Origin of the sequence: Variovorax boronicumulans, assembly GCF_009811375.1 — a bacterium.
Lineage (GTDB): Bacteria > Pseudomonadota > Gammaproteobacteria > Burkholderiales > Burkholderiaceae_C > Variovorax > Variovorax boronicumulans.
Genome location: NZ_BKDH01000001.1, coordinates 3,675,142 through 3,692,355 on the forward strand (window position 1 = coordinate 3,675,142; position 17,214 = coordinate 3,692,355).

The window sequence follows — 17,214 nt, forward strand, 5'->3', positions numbered from 1 at the left end:
CACGTTCATCCTCTGCGGCCGAGCAGGCCATGCGGGCGCAACAGCAGCACGGCGCCCATCGCGATGTAGATCATCAGGCTCGCCCCCGGCGGCCAGATGGTGCTCATGAGGCTTTGCACGATGCCGATCAGCACGCCGCCGACCAGCGCCCCGCTGAAGCTGCCGAGCCCGCCGATCACCACGACCACGAAGGCCACGCCCAGCGCCTCGACACCCATGAAGGGCTCGGCCCCGCGGATGGGCGCAGCCAGCACGCCGGCCAGCGCCGCCGTGGCCGCGCCGAGCGCGAACACCAGGCTGAACACGCGAAACACGTTGATGCCCAGCAGCGAGACCATCTCGGTCGATTCGCTGCCCGCGCGCACCGCACTGCCCAGGCGCGTGCCTTCGAGCACCCACCACAGCAACACCGCGAGCACGGCGGTGAAGCCGATCACGAAGAGCCGGTACTTCGGGTAGATGAAGCTGCCCCACATCACCACGCCCTGCAGCAGGTCGGGCGTGGGCACGCTGTTGCCCAGCGGGCCCCAGAACACGATGACGATCTCCTGCACCGCGAGTGCCAGGCCCACGGTCACGAGGATGTGGAACTCGTGCGGCTTGGCGTACACGCGGCGCAGCAGCAGCTTCTCGGCCAGCCAGCCGAGCGCGCCGACGAACAGCGGCACCAGCACGAGTGCGGCCCAGAAGTTGAGCCCCCACTGCATGGCCTGGAAGCACAGGTAGGCGCCCAGCAGGTAGAAAGCGCCGTGCGCGAAGTTCACGAAGCGCAGCAGGCCGAACACGATGGACAAGCCAACGGCCAGCAGGAAATACAGCATGCCGATGCCGATTCCGTTGATGGTCTGGAGCAGGTAGACGGACATAGGTGTCGTGGGGGTGGCAAACGTGCAGGCGGCACGCGCCCTGCCCGCGCCCAAAAACGGCGCGGGCGCGGCGCGAAGCCGGGCGGCGTCAGGCCAGCTTGCAGCCGGTCTTGTCGACGGGCAGGAACGACTTGCCCGAGCTCACCACGTCCACGTAGTCGGCCGGGTTGGCCATCTTCGACTTCGCCTTGCCCTTGAGCAGGTAGTAGTCCTTGATCACCTGGTGGTCGGCCTTGCGGATTTCTTCCACGCCCGTGAGGCCGTCGAACTTCATGCCTTCGAGCGCCGCGATGACGGCCTTCTGGTCGACCGTACCGGCCTTGACGATGCCGTCGATGAGGATCTTGGTGCAGATGTACGAACCGGCCAGGCTGTAGTTGGGCACGATCTTCAGCTTGTCGGCGGTGCGCTTCACGAGGTCCTTGTTGAGCGGCGTGTCGACCGTGTGCCAGTACTGCGCACCGAAGTAGACGCCGTCGCACAGGTCGGCGCCCAGCTCGTCGAACTGCTCCAGGCCCGAGGCCCAGGCCATGAGAATCGTCATGTTCTTGTGCATGCCGAAGCTCACCGCCTGGCGCAGCGCCGCCGACGACTGCGCGCCGAAGTTCAGGAGCAGCAGCACGTCGGGCTTGGCGGCCATGGCGTTGGTGAGGTAGCCGCTGAACTCCTTGTCGTTGAGCGAGTGGTAGCTGTTGCCCACGTGCTCGATGCCCTTCTCCTGGAAGATGGTCTTGGCCGCGCTCAAGAGGCCGTCGCCGAACACGTACTGCGGCGTGATCGTGTACCAGCGCTTGGCCTTGGGCATCGACGCGATCAGCGGGCGCACCGTCTGCTCGATCGCACCGAAGGTGGGCACCGACCAGCGGAAGGTGGCGGGGTTGCAGTCCTTGCCCGTGATCTCGTCTGCGCCTGCGGTGGTGATGAACAGGCCCCCGGCCTTCTCGGCCTCCTTGCCCATGGCCAGCGCTTCCGACGACAGGATGCCGCCCGCGAAGAATTTCGCGCCCTGCTGCTGCGAGGCCTCCTGCACCTTGCGCACGGCGGTGGCCGGCTTGCCTTCGGTGTCGAGCAGCGTGTACGCCAGCGGACGGTTCAGCACCTTGCCGTACTGCTCGATCGCCAGCTTGGTGCCCAGGTCGGCGAACTTGCCGTTGGCCGCGAAGGCACCCGACATGGGCACCGGCGCACCGAATCGGATCACGTCGGTGGCCTGGGCGATGGCCGAGCGGCTCATCAGGAGCGAGGCCGGGGCGGCCGACAGGGCGGCGAGCTGAAGGAGTTGTCTGCGTTGCATGGGGTTCTCCGGTCGTGGTGTGGGAAGTGGGGAAGAAAACACAGTGCCTGCGATCGCCGGCAATTTAAGCGGATAAATAGGATTAATATGTTGGTAAAAACCCGTTAGCAAGCCCCGTGCCCAAACCCAACCCGACCCTGCCGATGACGCCGTTAAGATCGCGCGCTGTTGCGCATCCCGCGCATCTCCCGATGTGCATGGATGGAGCGTTTTGATGAGAGTGGGGCACAACCCTCCGAAGCGGCAAAAGCTCTCGGACGTCATCGTCGAAGACGTCAAGCGATGGATCGTTGCCGAGCGCAAGCAGCCCGGCGACCGGCTACCGAACGAGAAGGAACTGATCGAGCTCTTCGGCTATTCGAAGAGCACGGTGCGCGAGGCGCTGAAGGCGCTCGAGGTGCGCGGGCTGATCTCGATCCGCACCGGCCCCGGCGGCGGCGCGTACCTGCAGCAGGTGTCGGTCGACCATGCGTCGGAGCCGCTGCGCAACTTCCTGCACTTTCACCACCTGGACGGCCACCATATCTACCAGCTGCGCAAGGCGCTGGAGCCCGAACTGGCCGTGAGCGTGGTCGGGCGGCTGACGCCCGAGCAGTTCGCGCGGCTCGAAGACAACGTGCGCCTGTGCACCGTCGAGCCGACCAACGAGGACGAACTGCGCACCCAGCGCGAGGCCGAGCTGGCCTTTCACACGATGCTGGCCGAGGCCTGCCCCAACCCGGTGCTGTCCTTCATGTGCCGCTTTCTCAACGACCTGCTGCGCGACCTCGTCGTCTACAAGAAGGCGCTGGACCACCACCACTTCGGCGAGACCAACGTGGACTACCACACGCAGCTGCTGGCGGCCTACCGCAAGGAAGATGCGGACGAGGTGCGGCGGTTGATGGTGGAGCACATGGTGGATGCGGAGCACCATATGCACGAGATGGAAGCGCACATTGGCGCGAAGCACTTGTTGCTGCCCAGCGGACAGCGATAGCACCACAAAGGTCTAGAAGACCTTGCGGAACCGCTCGGCCCTGCCGAAGCGCACGGCGACAGTGCCGTTCGCCTCGAATCCGCATCGAAAGTAGAACGACCCGGCGTGTGGATTGCCGGTGACGTGGAGTGCCGACGCACCCTGGCGCCGGGAAAGCTCGACACAGTGCGCGACCAATGCCTTGCCGATGCCGCGACGCCATGCCTCGGGCTCGACGAACAATCCATCGAGTTCGGCGCTGCCGTCATCGTTGGGCAGCACGACAGCGAATCCCGCCGTCACGCCATGGATCTCTGCCACGAACACCCGGCCATCGACGATCTGGGCCAGAGGCAGTTCAATGGCGTCCGGGTCGGACTGAATTGCCTCGCGATCGCCGGGGTTCGCGAGCGATGCGCGCCGCTGCAAGTCTTCGAGTGCCCGGTGTTCCGACGCAAGTGCAGGGCGAATACGCAGTGGTGTTTCGGTCATCTGGGGTGGTTTCAGTGCCATCAGATCTGCTTCGCACCGCCATGCGCCTGCTCCAGGCACGCCTGAAACGCCAGCACCGCCCGCGAAGGCTTCGGCGACCGCCGCAGCAGGCTCACGAACCGGCACGCATAGTTGAAGCGTGCCGGCAGCACCGCCTTCATCAGCCCGCGCTGCTCGAACACCTGCGCGTAGTGGTCGGGCAGAAAGCCCAGGAAGCGCCCCGACAGGATCAAGGTCGCGATCGCCTCCTGGTCGAACCCCGTCGCCTTGCGCGACAGCCTTGCCCGGTGGCTCAGCTCCATGTTCGGCGAGTGATACCCCAGCCCCGCGAAATGATGCTCGCCCAGCTTCGACCAGGTGAGCTTGCCGTGCGGGCTGTCGAACAGCGGATGCCCCTGGCCGCAGTACAGCAGCATGGTCTCGTCGAACAGGTCGGCGTAGACGAGGCTCTTCGAGCTGCGGTGCGCCGGGATGATGCCGATCTGGAAGTTGCCCTCCAGCACGCCCTGCTCGATGGCGTTGATCGAGCCCACGTGCACCGCCAGGTTCACCTCGGGCGCGATCTCGGTGAAGCGGGCAATGGCCTCGCCGATGCGCGCCTTCGGGTTGGTCGCGGTCTTGTCGAACAGCGCCACGTCGAGCTGCCCGCCCATGCGGTTGTGGATGTCGTCGATGCTGCCGCGAAAGGCGTCGACCGAGGCCAGCAGCCGCAGCGTCTCGTCGTACACGCGCTGGCCCTCGGCCGTGAGCGCAAAGCCGGCCCGGCCGCGCCGGCACAGCACCAGGCCCAGGCGGGTTTCCAGGTCTTTCACGTGGCGGCTCACGGTGGAGGTGCCGATGTTCAGCTCCAGCTCGGCCGCCGCCATGCCGCCGCAGTCGACCACGCTCTTGAACACCTTGAGCAGGCGCAGGTCCATGTCGCTGAGCTGCCCCAGCACGGCGCGGTTGCGGGTGCCCTGGGCAGCGGTTTCGTCGGCGGGCGAGGCCTTGGCCTTTACTTGCATGGATCGTCAAGTGAACATTGATATTGCGCCATTCTCCACACTGAAGGCGTTGCGAACAATCGGCGCATCCCTTCACCCCCGGAGCCCGCCTTGCGCGGGATGCGCCATGACCCTCGCCACACCCGCCATCGAACCCACGCCCACCGCGCGCACCGACGCCGCCTGGCTCGAGGCGCACTGGATGCCCTACACCGGCAACCGCAACTTCAAGGCCGATCCGCGGATCATCGTGGAGGCCAAGGGCGCCTACTTCACCGACAACGACGGCCGCAAGATCTTCGACGGCCTGTCGGGCCTGTGGTGCTCGGGCCTGGGCCACGGCCGCCCCGAGATCACCGAGGCGGTGAGCCGCCAGATCGCCAAGCTCGACTACTCGCCCGCCTTCCAGTTCGGCCACCCGCTCTCGTTCGAGCTGGCCAACAAAATCAAGGAACTGACGCCCGCCGGCCTGGACTACGTGTTCTTCACCGGCTCGGGCTCCGAAGCCGCCGACACCTCGCTGAAGATGGCGCGCGCCTACTGGCGCACCAAGGGCCAGGCCGGCAAAACGCGCCTCATCGGCCGCGAGAAGGGCTACCACGGCGTGAACTACGGCGGCATCTCGGTGGGCGGCATCGCGGCCAACCGCAAGCTGTTCGGCCAGGGCGTCGAGGCCGACCACCTGCCGCACACGCAGCTGGCCAGCAATGCCTTCTCGCGCGGCATGCCCGAAAGCGGCGCCGAGCTGGCCGACCGCCTGCTCGACCTGATCGCGCTGCACGACGCCTCGACCATCGCGGCCGTGATCGTCGAGCCCTTCGCGGGTTCGGCCGGCGTGGTGATTCCGCCCAAGGGCTACCTGAAGCGCCTGCGCGACATCTGCACGGCCCACAACATCCTGCTGATCTTCGACGAAGTGATCACCGGGTTCGGCCGCTGCGGCGCGCTCACGGGCGCCGATGCCTTCGGCGTCACGCCCGACATCATGAACATCGCCAAGCAGGTCACCAACGGCGCGCAGCCGCTGGGCGCCGTGGTGGCCAGCAAGGACATCTACGACACCTTCATGGCCGCCGGCGGCCCCGAGTACATGCTCGAGTTCCCGCACGGCTACACCTACGGCGCACACCCCGTGGCCTGCGCCGCCGGCATCGCCGCGCTCGACGTGCTCCAGAAGGAAGACATGATCGGCCGCGTGCAGACGCTGGCCCCGCACTTCGAGAACGCCGTGCACAGCCTGAAGGGCAGCAAGCACGTCGCCGACATCCGCAACTACGGCCTGGCCGCCGGCATCACTATCGCCGCGCTGCCGGGCGAGCCCGCGCGCCGCCCCTACGAGATCGCGATGAACTGCTGGAAGAAGGGCTTCTACGTGCGCTACGGCGGCGACACGATCCAGCTCGCCCCCCCGTTCATCGCCGAGAAGGCCGAGATCGACCGCATGGTCAATGCGCTCGCCGACGCCCTGGCCGAAACCAACTGATCCCCTTTCGAGACCTGAAGACATGCAACACGACAAGAACGTCACCGCCACCATCGGCCACTTCATCGACGGCAAGCACGTCGGCGGCGGCAGCCGCGTGCAGCCGGTGTTCGACCCCGCCACCGGCCTGTCGGCCAAGAGCGTCGCGCTCGCCGACAAGCTCACGGTCGAGCAGGCCATCGCCTCGGCGCAGGCCGCCTTCCCGGCCTGGCGCAACACGCCGCCGCTCAAGCGCGCCCGCGTGATGAGCCGCCTGAAGACGCTGCTCGAGGAAAACGCCGACACCATCGCCGCGCTCATCACCGCCGAGCACGGCAAGGTGCTGGCCGACGCGCACGGCGAGCTGCAGCGCGGCATCGAGAACGTCGAGTACGCCAGCTACGTGCCCGAGCTGCTCAAGGGCGAGCACAGCAAGAACGTGGGTCCGTCGATCGACTCGTGGAGCGAGTTCCAGGCCATGGGCGTGGCGGCCGGCATCACGCCGTTCAACTTCCCCGTCATGGTGCCGCTGTGGATGTGGCCGATGGCCGTGGCCTGCGGCAACACCTTCGTGCTGAAGCCCTCGGAGCGCACGCCCTCCTCCACGCTGTTCATGGCCGAACTCGCGCTGCAGGCCGGCCTGCCGCCGGGCGTGCTGAACGTGGTCAACGGCGACAAGGAAGCGGTCGACACGCTGCTGACCGACCGCCGCGTGAAGGCCGTGAGCTTCGTGGGCTCCACGCCCATCGCCGAATACATCTACACCACGGGCACGGCCCACGGCAAGCGCGTGCAGGCGCTGGGCGGCGCCAAGAACCACGCGGTCGTGATGCCCGATGCCGACATCGGCAACGCCGTGAGCGCGCTCATGGGCGCGGCCTACGGCTCCTGCGGCGAGCGCTGCATGGCGATCCCGCTGGTGGTGGCCGTGGGCGACGCCACGGCCGACGCGGTGGTCGAGGGCCTGAAGGTCGAAATCGCCAAGATGAAGGTCGGCCCCGGCACCGACAACGGCAACGACATGGGCCCGCTGGTCACCCAGCCGCACTTCGAGAAGGTCAAGGCCTTCGTCGACGCGGGCGTGGCCGCCGGCGCCAAGCTGGTGGTCGACGGCCGCGGCATCCAGGTCGAAGGCCACGAAGGCGGCTACTACCTGGGCGCCTGCCTGTTCGACCACGTGAAGCCCGGCATGACGATCTACCAGGAAGAAATCTTCGGCCCGGTGCTCGGCGTGGTGCGCGTGAAGACGCTGCAGGAAGCCATGGACCTGATCGACGCGCACGAGTACGGCAACGGCACCTGCATCTTCACGCGCGACGGCGAGGCCGCACGCTGGTTCAGCGACAACATCCAGGTCGGCATGGTCGGCATCAACGTGCCGCTGCCGGTGCCCGTGGCCTACCACTCGTTCGGCGGCTGGAAGCGCTCGCTGTTCGGCGACCTGCACGCCTACGGCCCCGACGCCGTGCGCTTCTACACCAAGCGCAAGACCGTCACGCAGCGTTGGCCTTCGGCCGGCGTGCGTGAAGGGACGATGTTCTCGTTCCCCTCGAACCGTTGATGCGGTCTCCGCAGGTCAGGCTTTATCAGCCTTGCCTGCGGCGTTCGCCAGCTTGCTGAGCATGCGGTCCACCAGCCACGGCTGGCGGTCCTCATCCTCAGCGCGTTCCTTGCGGCGGATCGCGTTGCGCACGACGATCGAGCCCACATAGCGCATCGGCTCCGGCGGAAAATAGCCCAGCGGCCCGCCCGTGATCGGGCTGCGCGTCCATGCGTTGTCCTGGTCGAGCACCAGCGACGACAGGATCTGCCCGCCCATGTAGGTCGGCCCCACCCCGTTGCCCGAGTAGCCGAAGCCGTAGTAGATGTGCGGCGCCCCATCGAGCTTGCCGAAGAACGGAAAGCCCGTCACCGAGCGGTCGGACGGCCCGTTCCAGCTCGCGGTGATCGGCGTGTCGCGCAATGCCGGGAAGAAGGAATGCAGGGCCCGCGTGAGCTCGCCCTCATAAGGCGAGCGCTCGTCGAACACCTTGGCCATGCGGCCGCCCCAGGCGAAGGTGTTGCCGCCCTTGCCCAGCATGATGCGGCCGTCGACCGTGCTGCGGTAGTAGTAGACGAAGGTGCGCGAGTCGAGCACCGACACACCGTCGGTCAGCCCGATCTGCTGCAGGAGCTCGGGGCAGCGCTCGGTGATGATCATGTCGCTCGAGACGATGGCGATGGTCCGCTCGAACTGCGGGAAGCGGCTGGCCATCCACGCGTTCATCGCCAGCACCAGTTTCTTCGCGCGCACGCACCCGGTCGGCGTGCGCACCAGCACGGGCTGGTCGGTGCTGAAGTCGAGCATCGGCGTGCGCTCGTGGATGCGGATGCCCATGGCCAGCGCCACGCGACGCAGCCCACGCACCAGCTTGCCCGGGTGCACGGTGGCGGCGATCGGCGAGTACACGCCGGCCAGGTTGCGCGCCGAGCCCGAGCGCCGCGCCACCTCGTCAGGCGGCAGCGCGTGGTACGAGTGGATGCCGCGCGCCTCCAGCGCCTGCATCATCGGATCGAGCGTGCCGATCTGCGCCTGCGAGGTCGCGGTGTAGAGCGTGCCGTCGCGCCGCAGCTCGGCGTCGATGCCGTGCGCCGCGCAGAAGTCGGCGATGTGCCCCACCGCCGCTTCCGACGCCTTCACGAGACGCACCGCCTCGTCTTCGCCGAACAGCCGCCGCAGGGTCAGGAACTTGGCCGACCAGGTGAGCAGGCAACCGCCGTTGCGCCCGCTCGCACCGGCGCCGCACAGGTCGCTTTCGAGAATGACGATGTCGAGCGCGGGCGCCTGCAGCTTGGCCTGGATGGCCGTCCACAGGCCGGTGAAGCCGCCGCCGACGATGCAGACGTCGGCGCTGGTTTCACCTTGCAGCGCCGGTGCCAGATCGCCGTCGTTGAAGAGCGCTTGTTCGATCCAGAAGGGGCGCATCCGTGTGCCTTAAGCGGTGGTGAGGGCTTGCCGGTGTTCGGCGGAACTGATCTCGAGGTGGCGCACGAAGTGCGCGAGGCCAGGCATGTCGGCATCGGCCAGCTTGGCCGTGTCGTCCCACTGCCGCAGGCGCACTGCGTCCATTGCATACGGCAGCGTCTCGAAGGCGTTGGCCTGCGCCTCGTCGAAGACGCCGCCCTGCAGTTGCAGGCTGCGCTTCGAGTCGGGCGACAGCGCCTCCAGGTAGCCGGGCACGCGCGCGCACAGGAATCGCTTGGCGTCCACATGCAGCCGGATCGGCTCCAGCGTGGCCGGACCGAACAGCGCGCGCAGGAACGGCAGGCAGCGGTACTGGTGCAGGTCGTCCAGCCCCTGCTGCGTCGGCGTGCCACCGAAGTCGTGCAGCAGGTGGCCCAGGTCGTGCAGCAGGGCGGCGGCGATCAGCGCACTGTCCGCGCCCTCCTGCTCGGCCAGGTGCGCGGACTGCAGCGCGTGCTCCAGCTGCGTGACCGGCTCGCCGTCGTACTGCGCATGGCCCTTGGTCTCGAAGAGGCCGACGATGTCGGGGATGCTGAGGCTCATGGTTACCAGGGCAGCGAGTAGGTCTTGGTGTTGGTGAAGCTCTTCATCGCTTCGAGCACGCCTTCCTTGTAGCCCAGGCCCGAGTCCTTGATGCCGCCGAAGGGCGTGAGCTCCAGCCGGTAGCCCGGCACTTCGCGCACATTGACGCTGCCCACGTTCAGCTCGCGGATGAAGCGCGTGATGTAGTCCAGCCGGTTCGTGCAGATCGAGGACGACAGGCCGTAGGCCGTGCCGTTGGAGATGCGGATCGCCTCGTCGATGTTCTTGAAGCGGATGACCGGCGACACGGGGCCGAAGGTCTCGTGCTTGGCGACGGTCATCTCGGGGTCGACGTGGTCGAGCACGGTGGGCGAGTACAGCGCACCGCGGCGTTCGTTGCCGTACAGGAGCTTGGCGCCGGCGGCGATGGCTTCGTTGACGACAGCTTCGAATTGCTTGGCCGCCGCTTCGTCGATCACGGTGCCCATGTCGATGTCGGGGTCCATCGGGTCGCCGTACTTCAGCGCCTTGGTCTTCTGCACCAGCAGCTCGACGAAGCGATCGGCCACGGCTTCGTGCACCAGCATGCGCTTCACGGCCGTGCAGCGCTGCCCCGAGTTCTTGTAAGACCCGTTCGCAGCCAGCGTCGCCGCTTCTTCAATGTCCGCGTCTTCCATCACGATGATCGGGTCATTGCCACCCAGCTCCAGAATCTGGCGCTTGTAGGTGGCCTTGCCCGCGATGTACTTGCCGATGGGCACGCCGCCCGTGAAGGTGACGAGGTCGACGTCGGCATTGGTCAGCAACTCGTCGGCGATCTCCTTGGGGTCACCCGTGAGCACCGACAGCATCTGCGGCGGCAGGCCCGCCTCGTACAGGATGTCGGCCAGCAGGAAGGCCGTGAGCGGCGTCTTCTCGCTGGGCTTCAAGACGATGCGGTTGTTGGTCGCAATGGCCGGCGCCACCTTGTGGATCACCTGGTTCAGCGGATGGTTGAACGGCGTGATGGCGGTGATGGCGCCCAAGAGCGGCTCGCGCATCGTGTAGACCTTGCGGCTCTTGCCGTGGTGCGTGAGGTCGCAGGAGAACACCTGGCCGTCGTCCACCAGCGCCTGGTTGGCGGCGAACAGCAGCACGTCGGAGGCGCGGCCCACTTCGTACAGCGAGTCCTTGCGCGACAGGCCCGACTCGAGCGTGATGGTGCGCGACATCTCGTCCAGGCGGGAGGCGATGATCTCGCCGGCGCGCATGAGGATCTTGTAGCGCTCATAGCGCGTGAGCGTGGGCTTGTAGTCGCGGGCGATGCGCAGGGCATTGCGCACGTCGTCCAGCGTGGCCTTGGGCACGGTGGCGATCACCTCGCCGGTGTAGGGGTAGGTGACCTCGATGGTGCGGTCGCGGTGGACTTTCTCGCCGGCGATGCGCAGCGCTTCGCGGTGGACGGTGCCTGGCTTCAGGATGGCTTGGCTCATGGGTGCTTGCTCCGTGTGGCTTCAGCGTGCGTGGTTCAGGGCGAGGTCGAGCGCATCGAAGTTGCGCAGCCGGCGGCCGGCGGCGATGCCTTCGACCTGACGGTTGCAGATCAGCGGCACCTTCTGCTCCGACACCCCGCCGTGCGAGCGCAGCGGCACTTCGAGCGCCGACAGGTCGTGGCGGCTGGCGGCGGTGCCGATGACGGTGCTCTGCTCGCTCACCACCACGATGTCACCGATGCGGTCCGGCGGCAGCTCGAAGCGCTTGGCGGCTTCGGCGCGCGAGAGCACGAGCTCCATGCCCGGAATGCCCTTGATGCGTTCGATCCAGCCCGGCACGCTGGCTTCGTCGGGTGCGTACACCGTGGCGAAGGAACCGAGCGCGCCGTGGTGCACCACGTACGGGTCGGTGATCGGCAGGATCACGCGGGCCTTTTCGGCACCGTACCAGCCGTCGAGCACGTCCTGCAGGTAGATGACGTTGGGCGAACCGTCCGCGCCGTGCTTGTCGTTCATGCCGTGGTCGGCGGTGAGCACGATGGTGGCGCCGAGCGCATCGAGCTGCGCGAGGTAGCCGTCCATCATTTGGTAGAAGGCATTCGCTGCGGGGCTGCCTGGCGCGGCCTTGTGCTGCACGTAGTCGGTGGTCGACAGGTACATCAGGTCAGGACGCTGCGATTCCATCAGCTTCACGCCGGCGGCAAACACGAACTCCGAGAGTTCGGCGCTGTAGACCGAAGGCACCGGCATGCCGACCATGTCGAGCACGTTGTCGATGCCGTTTTCTTCCATCGTCACCTGGTCCGACTTCTCGGACGAGAAGCAGATGCCCTTCATCTTGTGGCCCAGCAGCTTGCGCAGCTTGTCCTTGGCCGTGACCACCGCGAGCTTGGCGCCCGCGTCGGCAAACGCGGCCAGCACGGTGCCGGCGCGCAGGTACTTGGGGTCGTTCATCATCACTTCCTGGCCCAGCTCGCGGTCGAAGAAGTAGTTGCCGCAGATGCCGTGCACCGCGGGCGGTGCGCCGGTCACGATCGACAGGTTGTTCGGGTTGGTGAACGAGGGCACGACGCAATCGGCGAGCAGGTCGGCCCCGTCCTTGCGCATGCGGGCGATGTAGGGCGCCACGCCGGCCGCAATGGCCGCGTCGAGGTACGCCGGCTCGCAGCCGTCCACGCACACGACCACGATCGGACGCGCCATCCAGCGATAGCTCCTGGCATTGACTTCAAGTGTCTCCGGTGTCATTTCAGACTTCCTTTTGGGGTGGGTGGTTCGGGGTAGCGGTGGTGTTGCTGGAGATGGCCGCATCGGCGTCGATGCGGCCGAAGGCCTTGTGCATGCGTGCGCGGCTGCCGGCCACGTGTTCGCGCAGTGCGCGCCCTGCCGTGTCGGGGTTGCCGCTGGCAATGGCGTCGACGATGTGGCTGTGCTCGTCGGCCGAGACCCGCAGGCCGCCGCCGCTGTCGAGCGCGCGCATTCTGAAAAGGTGCAGCTCCTTGACGAGCCGCTTGTAGGTCTCGGTGAGCTTCTTGCTGCCGGCGGTGTCGAGCAGGATCTCGTGGAACTGCAGGTTGAGCTGCGCGTACTGCTCCACGTCCTGCGCCTGGGCCGCCGAGCGCATGGCGTCGACCATGGCGCGCAGGCGCTCCACCGCGTCGGGCTGGATGGCCAGGGCCACGCGCCGGCCAATGATTTCTTCCAGCGCCTCGCGCAGCTCGTAGATCTCGTCGGCTTCCTCGAACGCGATCTCGCGCACGAAGACACCGCGGTTCTTCTCGTTGCGCACGAGGCCCGCTTCTTCCAGTGCGCGCAACGCCTCGCGGATCGGGCCGCGGCTGGTGTTGAAGCGCTGCGAGAGCTCGCTCTCGTTGATGCGGCTGCCCACGGGGAGCTCGCCCGTCATGATCAAACGCTCGATTTCTTCCTGCATCAGCATCGGCAGCGAGCTGGACTGGAGGAACGCGAGGGCGGCGGAGTGATTGCTGGTGACCATGGGGCGTATTTTCCCGAATGATCGTCAACTGTCAACAATTTTTTATTGACAGTCATCAATCAGCAACCTACATTGCAAACACCGGATGGCGTTGCCCACCCTCGCGCCGGCGCCAGCCCTCACCCTTCTTCAGTGACAGCCAGCCTTTCAGGAGAAACAGATGACGATGAAACAAAGCACGCGCCGTCTCACGGCCGCCCTGTGTGTTGCGGCCCTCGGCCTCATGTCCGGCAGTGCGTGGGCGCAAAAGACGCCGCTCCTGGTCTACACGGCGCTCGAGACCGACGCCATGAAGCTCTACAAGGACGCGTTCGAGAAGGCCAACCCCGACATCGAGGTGAAGTGGGTGCGCGACTCCACCGGCATCGTCACCGCCAAGCTGCTGGCCGAAAAAGCCAACCCGCAGGCCGACGTGGTGGCCGGCCTGGCCGCCAGCAGCCTGGCGCTGCTGCAGCAGGAAGGCATGCTGCTTCCTTATGAGCCCAAGGGCTTCAAGGAGCTGAACCCCGCGTACTCCGACGCCGCCCGCCCGCCCGCCTGGGTCGGCATGGACGTGTGGGCCGCGACCATCTGCTTCAACACGGTCGAGGCCAAGAAGCTCGGCCTGCCCAAGCCCGAGAGCTGGAAGGACCTGACCAAACCCGTCTACAAGGGCACGATCTCGATGCCGCACCCCGCCTCCAGCGGCACGGGCTACCTCGACGTGTCGTACTGGCTGCAGAACATGGGCGACGCCGAAGGCTGGAAGTACATGGACGCGCTGCACCAGAACATCGCGCAGTACGTGCACTCGGGCTCCAAGCCCTGCAAGCAGGCGGGCGCGGGCGAGTTCCCCATCGGCATCTCGTTCGAGTTCCGCGCGCACCAGGTGAAGAAGTCGGGCGCGCCGGTCGACCTGATCTTTCCGAAGGAAGGCCTGGGCTGGGACATCGAGGCCACCAGCCTCATGAAGACCAGCACGAAGCTGGCGCAAGGCAAGCGTTTTGCAGACTGGATGGCGAGCAAGGAAGCCAACCAGATCAGCGCGCGCTGGTGGGCCGTGGTCGCCTACCCCGGCGTGGTCTCCAAGCTGGAAGGCATTCCGGACAACTACGAGAAGCTGCTGGCCAAGAACGACCTGAACTGGGCCGCCAAGAACCGCGAACGCATCCTGGCCGAGTGGAGCAAGCGCTACGAAGGCAAGGCCGAACCCAAATAAGCCCGACGGCATCCCCCGGTTTTCAATTCAAGGGTGCCGCCGCAGCTGGTGACGCCCTCCAACGACGAGTGCGAAAAATGGACATGACCGACACCCGCTTCATCGCCAGCCAGTTGACTCCCACTTCGGCCCCGCCCGCGGCCCTCGAGATCGTCGGCGTTCGCAAGGACTTCGAGTCCTTCAGCGCGCTGCGCGACGTGCACCTGCGCGTGAACCCGGGCGAGATGCTGTGCTTTCTCGGCCCCTCGGGCTGCGGCAAGACCACGCTGCTGCGCATCATCGCGGGCCTGGAGACGCAGACCGCCGGGCAGATCCTGCAGAACGGCAAGGACGTCTCGTGGCTCTCGCCGGACAAGCGCGACTACGGCATCGTGTTTCAGTCGTACGCGCTCTTTCCCAACCTGTCGATCGCCGAGAACGTGGGCTACGGCCTCGTCAACAGCCGTGCGAAGCGGGGCGAGATCAAGGCCCGCGTCGACGAGCTGCTGAAGCTGGTCGGCCTGCCGACCTCGGGCGCCAAGTACCCGAGCCAGCTCTCGGGCGGCCAGCAACAGCGCGTGGCGCTGGCCCGCGCGCTGGCCACGCGGCCCGGCCTGCTGCTGCTGGACGAGCCACTGTCGGCGCTCGACGCGCTGGAGCGCATCCGCCTGCGCGGCGAGATCCGCCGGCTGCAGAAGCAGGTCGGCATCACGACCATCATGGTCACGCACGACCAGGAAGAAGCGCTGTCGATGGCCGACCGCATCGTGGTGATGAACCACGGCGTGATCGAGCAGGTCGGCACGCCGATGGAAATCTACGAGCAGCCGGCCACGCCCTTCGTGGCCGACTTCGTGGGCAAGGTCAACGTGCTGCGCGCGATGGCGCTGGGCAACCAGCGCTTCCAGGTCGGCGACATGGAGCTGCAGTGCGACGCCTGCGACGGCGCCTTCGAGCCCGGCGACGCGGTCAACCTGTACCTGCGGCCCGAAGACCGCGCGGTGGAACACCTGCGCGACGACACGCCCAACCGCCTGCAGGCCAAGGTCACGAAGGTCGAGTTCCTGGGCGGCCTGTGCATTGCCGAAGTCACAGCCGACGCGCTGCACGGCCAGACGCTGGGCCTGCACTTCTCGCTGAACCAGCTGCACGACCTGGACATCCGCGAAGGCAACACGATCGACATCGCCCTGCGCGCCAACCGCATCCGCGCCTTTGCCGCGCGCACCGCCAAGCCATGAACACGCTGGCACATCCCCGGCCTGTGCTCGCTGCGCGCCCCGCCCTGCGCTGGAGCCGCGACGAGACCATCGCGCGCGCCATCCTGTTCGTGGTGATGGCGATGCTGTTCGTGTTCCTCATCGCGCCGCTTTTGACCATCCTGGCCCACGCGGTGCAGGACAAGAACGGCCGCTTCGTCGGCCTGGCCCACTTCATCACCTACTTCCAGACGCCGAGCCTGCTGCGCGCGGCCTGGAACTCGGTGTGGGTGTCGGCCGCGGTGGTGATGATCTCGGTGCCCACGGCCTTCGTGTTCGCCTACGCGCTCACGCGCAGCCGCATGCCGGCGCCGCTGAAGGCGGTGTTCCGCCTCATCGCGCTCATTCCGCTGCTCGCGCCCTCGCTGCTGTCGGCCATCTCCTTCGTGCAGTGGTTCGGCAACCAGGGCGCACTCAAGTTCCTGCTGGGCGGCGCCTCGATCTACGGCGCGCCCGGGATCATCCTGGCCGAGGTCTACAACACCTTCCCGCACGCGCTGATGATCCTGGTCACCGCGCTGTCGCTGGCCGACGGCCGACTGTACGAGGCGGCCACTGCCCTGCGCACGCGGCCCCTGCGCCAGTTCATGACGATCACCCTGCCCTCGTGCAAGTACGGCCTGATCAGCGCGGCCACCGTGGTCTTCACCTACGTGGTGAGCGACTTCGGTGCGCCCAAGGTCATCGGCGGCAACTTCAACGTGCTGTCGGTCGACGTGTTCAAGCAGGTGGTGGGCCAGCACAACTTCTCCATCGGCGCGGTGGTGGGCATGCTGCTGCTCGTTCCGTCGATCATTTCCTTCGTGATCGACTACGTGGTGCGACGCAAGCTGAAGGCGCAGCTCACGGCGCGCTCGGTGCCCTACACACCCAAGCCACGCAAGGTGGCCGATGCGCTGCTCACGCTGTTCTGCACCGTGGTCTGCAGCCTGCTGCTGGCCACCATCGGCATGGCGATCTACACCTCGGCGATCTCGCTGTGGCCCTACGACCTGTCGTTCACGCTCAAGCACTACCACTTCGTGCTGGTGGAAAGCGACATGGCCGCCGCCTATGGCAACAGCCTGCTCGTGGCCATGGTCACCGCGGTGGCCGGCTCGCTCATCGTGTTCGTGGGCGCCTACCTGATCGAGAAGACACGCAACCTGGGCCTCATGCGCAAGGGCATGCACCTGATGGCGGTGCTGTCGATGGCGGTGCCGGGCCTGGTGCTGGGCCTGGGCTACGTGATGTTCTTCAACCATCCATCCAACCCGCTGAACTTTCTCTACCAGACGATGGCGATCCTGGTCATCTCGATGGTGGTGCACTACTACACCTCGAGCCACCTCACAGCGGTGACGGCGCTCAAGCAGATCGACAACGAGTTCGAAGCCGTGTCGGCATCGCTCAAGGTGCCGTTCTTCAAGACCTTCCTGCGCGTGACGGTGCCGGTGTGCCTGCCGGCCATCCTGGACATCGGGCGCTACTTCTTCGTGGTGTCGATGGCCAGCCTGTCGTGCGCCATCTTCCTGTACACGCCGGAGACCATCCTCGCGTCGGTCGCGATCATGCACCTGGACGACGCCGGCGACATCGGCCCGGCCGCCGCGCTGGCCAGCCTGATCGTCGTCACCTCGACGCTGGTGTGCATCGCCTACGCGCTTCTCACACGCGTGCTGCTCGCACGCACGCAAGCCTGGCGCAACCTCGGCCGCGGCTGAACGAACCCCTCACCTCTCGCCCCTCA

General features: G+C 66.7%; 15 protein-coding genes. 6 read left to right on the forward strand and 9 right to left on the reverse strand.

Annotation, left to right across the window (positions count from 1 at the left end; translation table 11 throughout):
- Positions 1-5 precede the first annotated feature (5 nt).
- On the reverse strand, positions 6-866 hold the full coding sequence (locus tag VHAB30_RS16885) for a branched-chain amino acid ABC transporter permease (protein WP_099795893.1): 861 nt from the start codon (positions 864-866) through the stop codon (positions 6-8).
- Positions 867-954: 88 nt separating this feature from the next.
- Positions 955-2,160, reverse strand: coding sequence for an ABC transporter substrate-binding protein (locus VHAB30_RS16890; RefSeq protein WP_159274611.1), 1,206 nt, complete (start codon positions 2,158-2,160; stop codon positions 955-957).
- A 214-nt stretch (positions 2,161-2,374) separates the two neighbouring features.
- Here VHAB30_RS16890 and VHAB30_RS16895 point away from each other — a divergent pair, with 214 nt between their 5' ends.
- A complete protein-coding gene (locus VHAB30_RS16895) occupies positions 2,375-3,139 on the forward strand; it encodes a FadR/GntR family transcriptional regulator (RefSeq protein WP_062468755.1) in 765 nt (254 codons plus the stop codon).
- Between the two features lie 12 nt (positions 3,140-3,151).
- Here VHAB30_RS16895 and VHAB30_RS16900 read toward each other — a convergent pair whose 3' ends face one another.
- On the reverse strand, positions 3,152-3,631 hold the full coding sequence (locus VHAB30_RS16900; RefSeq protein ID WP_216850720.1) for a GNAT family N-acetyltransferase: 480 nt from the start codon (positions 3,629-3,631) through the stop codon (positions 3,152-3,154).
- The gene (locus VHAB30_RS16905; protein ID WP_159277867.1) at positions 3,631-4,614 is read right to left on the reverse strand and encodes a LysR family transcriptional regulator; all 984 of its coding nucleotides are present in this window, start codon (positions 4,612-4,614) and stop codon (positions 3,631-3,633) included. Before VHAB30_RS16905 ends, VHAB30_RS16900 begins: the two co-directional genes overlap by 1 nt.
- Before the next feature lie 106 nt (positions 4,615-4,720).
- Here VHAB30_RS16905 and VHAB30_RS16910 point away from each other — a divergent pair, with 106 nt between their 5' ends.
- Together VHAB30_RS16910 and VHAB30_RS16915 are read left to right on the forward strand one after the other, a co-directional pair.
- Positions 4,721-6,076, forward strand: coding sequence for an aspartate aminotransferase family protein (locus VHAB30_RS16910; RefSeq protein WP_062468764.1), 1,356 nt, complete (start codon positions 4,721-4,723; stop codon positions 6,074-6,076).
- Positions 6,077-6,098: 22 nt separating this feature from the next.
- Positions 6,099-7,616 carry a CoA-acylating methylmalonate-semialdehyde dehydrogenase gene (locus VHAB30_RS16915; RefSeq protein ID WP_095744313.1) on the forward strand — a complete coding sequence of 506 codons (1,518 nt, stop codon included), beginning with the start codon at positions 6,099-6,101 and terminating at the stop codon, positions 7,614-7,616.
- A gap of 15 nt (positions 7,617-7,631) precedes the next feature.
- On the opposite strand, the gene VHAB30_RS16920 is transcribed toward VHAB30_RS16915, so the two are convergent.
- Genes VHAB30_RS16920 through VHAB30_RS16940 form a run of 5 tightly spaced genes read right to left on the reverse strand, consistent with a single transcriptional unit; the run spans position 7,632 to position 13,049 of the window.
- Complete coding sequence (locus tag VHAB30_RS16920) at positions 7,632-9,020, reverse strand: FAD-dependent oxidoreductase (RefSeq protein WP_159277868.1); 1,389 nt, start codon at positions 9,018-9,020, stop codon at positions 7,632-7,634.
- Between the two features lie 9 nt (positions 9,021-9,029).
- Positions 9,030-9,602, reverse strand: coding sequence for a phosphonate degradation HD-domain oxygenase (locus tag VHAB30_RS16925; protein ID WP_062468773.1), 573 nt, complete (start codon positions 9,600-9,602; stop codon positions 9,030-9,032).
- A 2-nt stretch (positions 9,603-9,604) separates the two neighbouring features.
- Complete coding sequence (phnY, locus tag VHAB30_RS16930) at positions 9,605-11,053, reverse strand: phosphonoacetaldehyde dehydrogenase (RefSeq protein ID WP_159277869.1); 1,449 nt, start codon at positions 11,051-11,053, stop codon at positions 9,605-9,607.
- Between the two features lie 21 nt (positions 11,054-11,074).
- Positions 11,075-12,301: a phosphonoacetate hydrolase gene (gene phnA / locus VHAB30_RS16935; RefSeq protein WP_159277870.1), complete on the reverse strand. Its 1,227-nt coding sequence runs from the start codon at positions 12,299-12,301 to the stop codon at positions 11,075-11,077.
- A 1-nt stretch (position 12,302) separates the two neighbouring features.
- Entirely contained in the window at positions 12,303-13,049 is a 747-nt protein-coding gene (locus VHAB30_RS16940; RefSeq protein WP_159277871.1) for a phosphonate utilization associated transcriptional regulator, read from the reverse strand.
- Between the two features lie 160 nt (positions 13,050-13,209).
- Here VHAB30_RS16940 and VHAB30_RS16945 point away from each other — a divergent pair, with 160 nt between their 5' ends.
- From VHAB30_RS16945 to VHAB30_RS16955, 3 genes are all read left to right on the forward strand, one after another.
- Positions 13,210-14,247, forward strand: a complete 1,038-nt coding sequence (locus VHAB30_RS16945) for a putative 2-aminoethylphosphonate ABC transporter substrate-binding protein (protein ID WP_159277872.1) — start codon at positions 13,210-13,212, stop codon at positions 14,245-14,247.
- A gap of 77 nt (positions 14,248-14,324) precedes the next feature.
- Entirely contained in the window at positions 14,325-15,467 is a 1,143-nt protein-coding gene (locus VHAB30_RS16950; protein WP_159277873.1) for a putative 2-aminoethylphosphonate ABC transporter ATP-binding protein, read from the forward strand.
- The gene (locus VHAB30_RS16955) at positions 15,464-17,188 is read left to right on the forward strand and encodes a putative 2-aminoethylphosphonate ABC transporter permease subunit (RefSeq protein ID WP_159274603.1); all 1,725 of its coding nucleotides are present in this window, start codon (positions 15,464-15,466) and stop codon (positions 17,186-17,188) included. Before VHAB30_RS16950 ends, VHAB30_RS16955 begins: the two co-directional genes overlap by 4 nt.
- The last annotated feature ends 26 nt before the right edge of the window (positions 17,189-17,214 follow it).